The organism is Arthrobacter oryzae (assembly GCF_003634095.1).
GTDB lineage: Bacteria > Actinomycetota > Actinomycetes > Actinomycetales > Micrococcaceae > Arthrobacter > Arthrobacter oryzae.
This window is the reverse complement of sequence record NZ_RBIR01000011.1, coordinates 110,660-117,266: the sequence shown is the minus strand read 5'-3', so window position 1 is coordinate 117,266 and position 6,607 is coordinate 110,660. Positions and strand designations below refer to the sequence as shown.

The window sequence follows — 6,607 nt, the reverse complement described above, 5'->3', positions numbered from 1 at the left end:
CCGATCAGCAGCTGCGCGACGTGTTCCTTCAGGTACGCGGCCACCGCGAGCTCGCGCCCGTTCAGCGTCGCGTCCCCGATCCCGGTCACGCCGTCTTCTGTGGTGATCCGCAGGGTCACGAAGTTCCGGGAGGGGCTGGTCACGAAGACTTCAGCGGCAATGATTTTCACAACAGGTCCTTATCTTGTCTTTCGGTGGGGGGCGGAGGATGGCCGTCAGCCGGTCAGCTGCCCGGAGTGCTTTCGGGCGTCCCGGGGGTCAGCGCTGCGTGGTTCCGCCCGGGGTGCTCCCGAGCAGCGCCAGCTCCGCGCGGCCCGGCAGGCCTTCCCAGTCCCCGCCGGTGCTCACGGCAAAAGCTCCCGTCAGGACGCCGCGCTGCAGGCGGCCGGCGACGTCGGCACCATCGAGCAGGGCCGAAAGGTAGCCGGCGGTGAAGGCGTCCCCGGCCCCCAGGGTATCGATGCTGGTCACCGGCATGGCGGGCGCCTCCCAGCGCCCGCCGGCGGTGTGGACGCCCGCACCGGCTGCGCCGCGCTTGATGACGACTTCACGGACCCCGCGTTCCAGCAGTTCGGTGGCCATCGCTGATTCGGCGGCGTCTGCACCGGCGTCGGGGTCCCGTGATCCAGTCTGGGGCGCCCCGACCACAGCGGCGACCAGTCCGAGCTCGTCCTCGGAGGCGATCACGATGCTGGCGTGCCGGGCGAGCGGCGTGAGCACAGCGCGGGCCTCCTCCCGGGACCAGAGCTTGCTGCGGTAATTGACGTCGAGGGAGACCTGAATGCCTTCGGCGGCGGCGCGCTCGGCCGCGTACTCCACGGCCTTTCTGGCGTCGGGACCGAGGGCGGCGGTGATGCCGGTCAGATGCAGGATCCGGGCACCGGCGCTCAAGGCACGGTCCAGGTCCTCCCGGCCGAGGGTTGATCCGGCGGATCCGGCGCGGTAGTAGAAAGCCCGGGTGACGTCCGCCGTGCGTTGTTCGAGGAACATCACCCCGGTGTTCCGTGCGGCGTCAATCCGGTGCCGCAGCCCGATCCCCTCGGCGCGCAACTGCCGCAGGATGTATTCGCCATGTGGGTCGGCACCGACCACCCCGGCCCACGTGACGCTGTGCCCGAGCCGGGCGACGCCGACCGCGACGTTGGATTCCGCCCCGGCCACGTGCATGCCCAGGGTGCCTCCGGCGGACAGCGGGCCGGCGGACCGCAGCGAGACCATGGACTCGCCGAAGGTCAGCAGGTCAACGGCCTGCGGTGCGTGGGCGACGGCGGCCATCACCGCAGGCTCTCCGCACGAGCACGGCCGAATTCCGAGGCCAGGGCCACGAAGCCGCGGGCCCGTTCCCGCACCGGGGCGAGGTCGCCGCCGGAGCCGGCGTCGCCGAACAGCGGCCCGCCGAGCCCGACGGCGATGGCGCCGGCCTCCCAGTAGCCGGCAGCTTCACCCAGGCCGACGCCGCCGACTGCGATGAACGGGATCCCGGGGAAGGGATCGCGGAGCGCCTTGAGATAGCCCGGTCCGCCGATCGAGGCCGGGAAGAGTTTCACCGCGGTGGCGCCCCGGTTCATGGCTTCAAAGGCCTCACTTGGGGTCAGCGCGCCGGCCAGCACCGGCAGTCCCAGCCGGGCCGATTCGGCGATCGACGCAGCCAGTGACGGGGTCACCATGAACTGGCCGCCCGCCTCGGCAACCCGGTGAACGTCCTGGACCGTCAGCACGGTTCCGGCCCCGACGAAGCAGCCCTCCGGTGCGGCCGCGCGGACCTCGCGGATCGCTTGGAGCGCCCCCGGGGTAGTGAGCGCAATTTCGACGTAGCGGAAGCCCTCCTCCATCGCGGCGAGGGCTGCCCGCGCGGCGGCGCCCCCCTCCGTGCCCCGCACTATTGCCACCAGCCGGGCCTCCCGGATCCCGGCGAGCAGCCCTTCGGGCGTCAACGTGTTTTCCATGTCAGGGTTCTCCTTCGTCGAGGCGCCCGGGTCTGGGCTTACCGTTCCTGGGCTTACCGTTCCGGGGTTCACCGTTCCGGGGCGTACCGTTCCTGGATTCACCACTCGGCGAACGCGCCGTCGGGGTGCCGCCAGACGGGTCCGCGCCAGGCGTGCCCGCGCTTGTCCGCGGCACGGACCACCGCCTCATCGATCTCGATGCCCAGGCCCGGTCCGGTGAGCCGTTCGATGTGCCCGTCCACGAACTTCAGCGGGGACTTGTCCACCACGTAGTCCAGGACTTCGGCGCCCTGGTTGTAGTGGATGCCTATGCTTTGCTCCTGGATCAGGAAGTTGGGCGTGGCGAAGCCCACCTGCAGGCAGGCTGCCAGCGCCAGCGGTCCCAGCGGGCAGTGCGGGGCCAGCTGGACCTCGTAGATTTCGGCCAGGGAGGCGATCTTCCGGACCTCGGTGATGCCGCCGGCGTGCGAGAGATCCGGCTGGGCCACGGCAATGCCGGCCTGCAGCGCCGGCAGGAATTCCTGCCGGCTGTAGAGCCGCTCGCCGGTGGACACCGGCGTCGTGGTGGAGGAGGTGAACTCGCGCAGCATGTGCGTGTTTTCCGGAACCACAGGTTCTTCGAGGAAGAACGGCCGGTACGGTTCCAGCAACGGCGCCACGCGCCGGGCGTTGGCCAGGCTGAAGCGTCCGTGGAAGTCGACAGCGACGTCGCGGTGGTCGCCGAGGACCTCGCGGGCCGCGGCAACCCGGCGGACGACGCCGTCGAGCTCCGCCGCCGTGGCGATCGGGCTCATCCGGCCGCTGGCATTCATCTTGACGGCGGTGAGCCCGACCTCCAGCTGGGCGCTGATCTGGTCGGCCACCTCGTTGGGCTCATCCCCGCCCACCCAGCCGTACATCCGGATCCGGTCCCGGACGTGGCCGCCGAGGAGCTGATGCACGGGGGTGTTGAAATGCTTGCCCGCTATGTCCCACAGGGCCTGGTCCAGGCCGGAGACGGCGCTGGCCAGGATGGGCCCGCCACGGTAGAAGGAGCCTTTGGTCATGACCTGCCAGTGGTCCTCGATCCGGAGCGCGTCGTTGCCGATGAGGAGCTCGGAGAGCTGGTCGACGGCGGTGCGGACGGTTTCGCTGCGGCCCTCGCAGCTGGCCTCGCCCCAGCCGACAATCCCGCTCTCGGTCTCGATCCGGACGAAGAGCCAGCGAGGCGCGACGAGGAAGGTTTCAATCCTGCTGATGCGAGTCATGTGCTGCCTAGCCCTTGGTCGCGCCGGCGGTCATGCCGGAGACGATGTACTTCTGCGTGAAGAGCGCAATGATCATGATCGGGATGGTGACCACGGTGGCGGCCGCCATCAGTCCGCCCCAGTCGATGCTGGCGTAGGAGACGAAGTCGAAGATCGCGACCGGCAGGGTCTTGGTCTTGGAGCCCGAGAGCACCAGGGCGAACATGAAGTTGTTCCACGAGAAGATGAAAGACAGGATGCCGGCGGTGGCCATGCCGGCGACAGAGAGCGGCAGGGTGATGCGGCGGAAGGCGCCGATCGGGGTGAGGCCGTCCACCTGGGCGGATTCCTCCAGCTCCAGCGGCAGGGAATCGAAGTAGCTCATCATGATGTACACAATCAGCGGGAGCGCGACGAACATGTGGCTGAGGATCAGCACCTCGAAGCCGCCCACCATCTTCAGGTTGGAGAAGACGTAGTACCAGGGCACCAGCAGGGAGACGCCGGGGATGACGCGGGCCATCAGGACCACAAGCGCCGAGCGGTGCATCGTGAAGCGGCTCATGGCGTACGCGGCGGGCACGCCCAGGACCAGCGACAGGGCCGTGGAGACGAAGGCCACCCAGAAGCTGTTGAAGATGAAGACCAAGTAGTTGTTCCGCTGCAGCACATTGGCGTAGTTCTCGAAGGTGGGAGTGAAGAAGAACGACTTGCCGGTGTCGTAGATGTCCACGTTGGTCTTGAGGGAGGCCAGCAGCATCCAGAACAGCGGGGCGAGCAGGAACAGCACCACGGCCGCCAGTGCGGCGACGCGGAACACCTTGTACGCCCGGGTCCCCACAGGCTTGCGTCGGCCCGGCGCCGTCCTGGCGGGCCCGGCGAGGGCGGTCTGGGGTTCGGCGTTTTGAGTATCTTCGGTGTTTTCTGTCTGGACGGTCATTTGCTTACCGCTTTCTTGCGCATGGTCAGCAGCCACATGGAGCCGATGATGATCATGAAGAACAGGATCAGCACCGCGGAGGAGAGCCCGTACTGGTTGTAGTCGAAGCTCAGCCCGTAGGCGTAGACGTTGAGCGTTTCGACTTCGTGGAAGGACCCGCCGCCTTTGCCCTTGGTGGCGTAGAGGATGTCAAAGGTCTTGAGGGCGTCGATGCCCCGGAGCAGGATGGCGACGATCACGGTGGGCATCATGAGCGGCAGCGTGATGAAGAAGAAGCGCTGGAAGGCGTTGGCGCCGTCCATGCGGGCGGCCTCGTCGGGCTCTTCGGAGAGGGAGGTCAGCCCGGCCAGCAGGATCAGGACCACCATGGGGGTCCACTGCCACACGTCCATGAAGATGGTGGTGCCGAGCGCCGTGTCCTGGCCGGACAGCCAGGGCTGGGCGGGAATGCCGGCCATGCCGAGCAGCTGGTTGACGAAGCCGATGTTGGGGTCGAAGATCAGCCGCCACATCATGCCGACGGCCACGGGCGTGGCAACCAGCGGGAGCAGGATGGCCACGCGGACCCACTTTTCGCCGCGGAACGGGCGCCACAGCAGCAGCGCGATGCCCATGCCGAGCACCACCTCGCAGACGAGGGCAACGCCGGTGAAGCTGAGCGTCCGGCCGACGGCGGGCCAGAAGCGTTCGACGTCGGACAGGACCGTGAGGTAGTTCTGCAGGCCGACAAACTCCGAGGCGGCCCGGACCGAGCCCTGCGAATCCGTGAGGCTCAAGTACAGGGTCCAGGCCAGGGGGAAGACGATAAGGACGCCGACGAAGATCATGGCGGGTGCGGCGAAGAGCCACTTGCGGTGCCGGTTAGCCCAGCCCGAGAAGTTTTCGCGTGCGCCAGGTGGGCGGGCGGCCTTCCGGGATGGTGCGCTGCGGGGAGGGGTCAATACAGACATGGTTCACCTAAGGAGTTGGGGGTGAAGTGAAGAGCTGGCCCGGCGGGACGGCAGCGGACTGCCGTCCCGCCGGGCCGTGTAGGGCACGGGCGCGTCACGCGCCGTGCGCGCTACTTCTTTTCGCTGTCCAGGAACTTCTGGAAGGCATCGTTCGCGGTGTCGGCCGCGGCGGAGGCGTCAGCGCCGGTGATGGTGCCGACGATCGGGCTGCCCACAATTTCGCGGGCCTTGCCTACTGTGACAACCTGGGGACGGTCGTGTCCGACGCCGTTCTTGGCGCTGACGGAGATGGCCTGGGCGAGGTCCTTCGGGTAGGTGGAGGTTCCGGCCGGGTCTGCCCAGACCGAGGCCCGGGGTCCGGGGACACCGGCCTTCTGGGCCTCGAGGGTGCGTTCCTTGCTGGTGGCCCACTGGATGAACTTCCAGGCGTTGTCCTGGTTGCTTGATGCCTGGTTGATGGCGAGGCCCCAGGACGGGATGTTGTACGGCTTGGATCCTGCCGGGCCCGCGGGCAGGGCGGCGAAACCGACCGTGTCGGCCACCTTGGACTTGGCCGGGTCGGTGGCGTTCTTGTAGAGCGAGTCGGCCTCGGTGTAGAAGGCAGCCTTGCCCTGCGTGAAGATTGCCATTGCCTCGGGCCAGCTCATGTCGGTGCTGACGTTGGCGGGTCCGTAGTTCTTGATCAGTCCGCCGTAAAACGCGTAGGCCTTCTTTGCGGCGGCGGAGTTTACGGCGGACTTGCCGGCGGCGTCCGTGAAGTCGCCGCCGAAGCTGTACAGGAAGCTGGAGAACTGGGTGACGGCGGCGGACTTGCCGGTGCGGGCCACGAAGCCGGCCGTGCCCGGAGAGGAAGCCTTGATGGCCTTGGCCGCTGCTTCGAGCTCGTCCATGGTCTTCGGAACCTCGAGGCCGGCGGCCTTCAGCAGGTCCTTACGGTAATAAAGGACTTCGCGCTCGGTGATGATCGGAACGCCTACCACCTTGCCGTCAACGGTAGAGGCCTTGACCGGGCCATCCTGGTAGTCCTTCCAGTCCCAGGTGGGGTCCGAGGAGACCTTGCTGGTCAGATCCGCGAGGTAGCCGTTCTTGGCGAAGGCTTTGCCTTCCTGGAGCGGGCGGTACATCATCACGTCGATCTCGTCGCTGCCGGCGTTGAGCTTGACGTTGTACTGGTCCGAGAGTTGGTCCTCGCCCAGCTGGGTCAGTTCGACCTTGAGGCCGGTCGACTTCTCGAACTCGGGAATGGCCGCCTTGATGCCTTCGGTCCAGACGTGGTTCGCGAGGGTGACGCGGACAGTGCCCGATGTCTTTGCGTCGGTGCTGCCGCTGGCCCCGCCGCAGGCAGTCAGCCCCAGGGACAGGACCGCGGCCACAGCCGCGTACTTCGCAATTGAACGTCGCTTCATTACGACTTCCTTTGGTTTTCAGGGCCGGGCGTCTCTGTCCAGCCAACTGCAAATGCATCTTTACATCTGCTCTGGAAGCGATCTTAGGTAAATAAAGCAGATTTAAACAAGCCCTTGCGCCCCACCAGTATGATTTATT

General features: G+C 67.2%; 6 protein-coding genes and 1 pseudogene. All 7 read right to left on the bottom strand.

Translation table 11 applies throughout. The features are described from left to right. A pseudogene (locus tag C8D78_RS18335) lies at positions 1-170 on the bottom strand (bifunctional D-altronate/D-mannonate dehydratase); the annotation flags it as partial. Positions 171-258: 88 nt separating this feature from the next. After that, the gene (locus C8D78_RS18330; protein ID WP_167467957.1) at positions 259-1,275 is read right to left on the bottom strand and encodes a sugar kinase; all 1,017 of its coding nucleotides are present in this window, start codon (positions 1,273-1,275) and stop codon (positions 259-261) included. Further along, entirely contained in the window at positions 1,275-1,946 is a 672-nt protein-coding gene (locus C8D78_RS18325) for a bifunctional 4-hydroxy-2-oxoglutarate aldolase/2-dehydro-3-deoxy-phosphogluconate aldolase (RefSeq protein WP_120955291.1), read from the bottom strand. The genes C8D78_RS18330 and C8D78_RS18325 overlap by 1 nt, the downstream gene beginning before the upstream one ends. A 98-nt stretch (positions 1,947-2,044) precedes the next feature. Beyond that, entirely contained in the window at positions 2,045-3,193 is a 1,149-nt protein-coding gene (gene dgoD, locus C8D78_RS18320) for a galactonate dehydratase (RefSeq protein ID WP_120955290.1), read from the bottom strand. 7 nt (positions 3,194-3,200) lie between these two features. Further along, positions 3,201-4,112: a carbohydrate ABC transporter permease gene (locus C8D78_RS18315; protein WP_120955289.1), complete on the bottom strand. Its 912-nt coding sequence runs from the start codon at positions 4,110-4,112 to the stop codon at positions 3,201-3,203. After that, positions 4,109-5,062, bottom strand: a complete 954-nt coding sequence (locus C8D78_RS18310) for a carbohydrate ABC transporter permease (RefSeq protein ID WP_120955288.1) — start codon at positions 5,060-5,062, stop codon at positions 4,109-4,111. Before C8D78_RS18310 ends, C8D78_RS18315 begins: the two co-directional genes overlap by 4 nt. A gap of 110 nt (positions 5,063-5,172) precedes the next feature. Beyond that, positions 5,173-6,468, bottom strand: a complete 1,296-nt coding sequence (locus C8D78_RS18305) for an ABC transporter substrate-binding protein (protein WP_120955287.1) — start codon at positions 6,466-6,468, stop codon at positions 5,173-5,175. Positions 6,469-6,607: the final 139 nt, after the last annotated feature.

Bases quoted from the DNA above. Each gene is read 5' to 3' on its own strand.
- C8D78_RS18330 (WP_167467957.1), bottom strand. From the start codon at position 1,275: ATGGCCGCCGTCGCCCACGCACCGCAGGCCGTTGACCTGCTGACCTTC.
- C8D78_RS18325 (WP_120955291.1), bottom strand. From the start codon at position 1,946: ATGGAAAACACGTTGACGCCCGAAGGGCTGCTCGCCGGGATCCGGGAG.
- dgoD (WP_120955290.1), bottom strand. From the start codon at position 3,193: ATGACTCGCATCAGCAGGATTGAAACCTTCCTCGTCGCGCCTCGCTGG.
- C8D78_RS18315 (WP_120955289.1), bottom strand. From the start codon at position 4,112: ATGACCGTCCAGACAGAAAACACCGAAGATACTCAAAACGCCGAACCC.
- C8D78_RS18310 (WP_120955288.1), bottom strand. From the start codon at position 5,062: ATGTCTGTATTGACCCCTCCCCGCAGCGCACCATCCCGGAAGGCCGCC.
- C8D78_RS18305 (WP_120955287.1), bottom strand. From the start codon at position 6,468: ATGAAGCGACGTTCAATTGCGAAGTACGCGGCTGTGGCCGCGGTCCTG.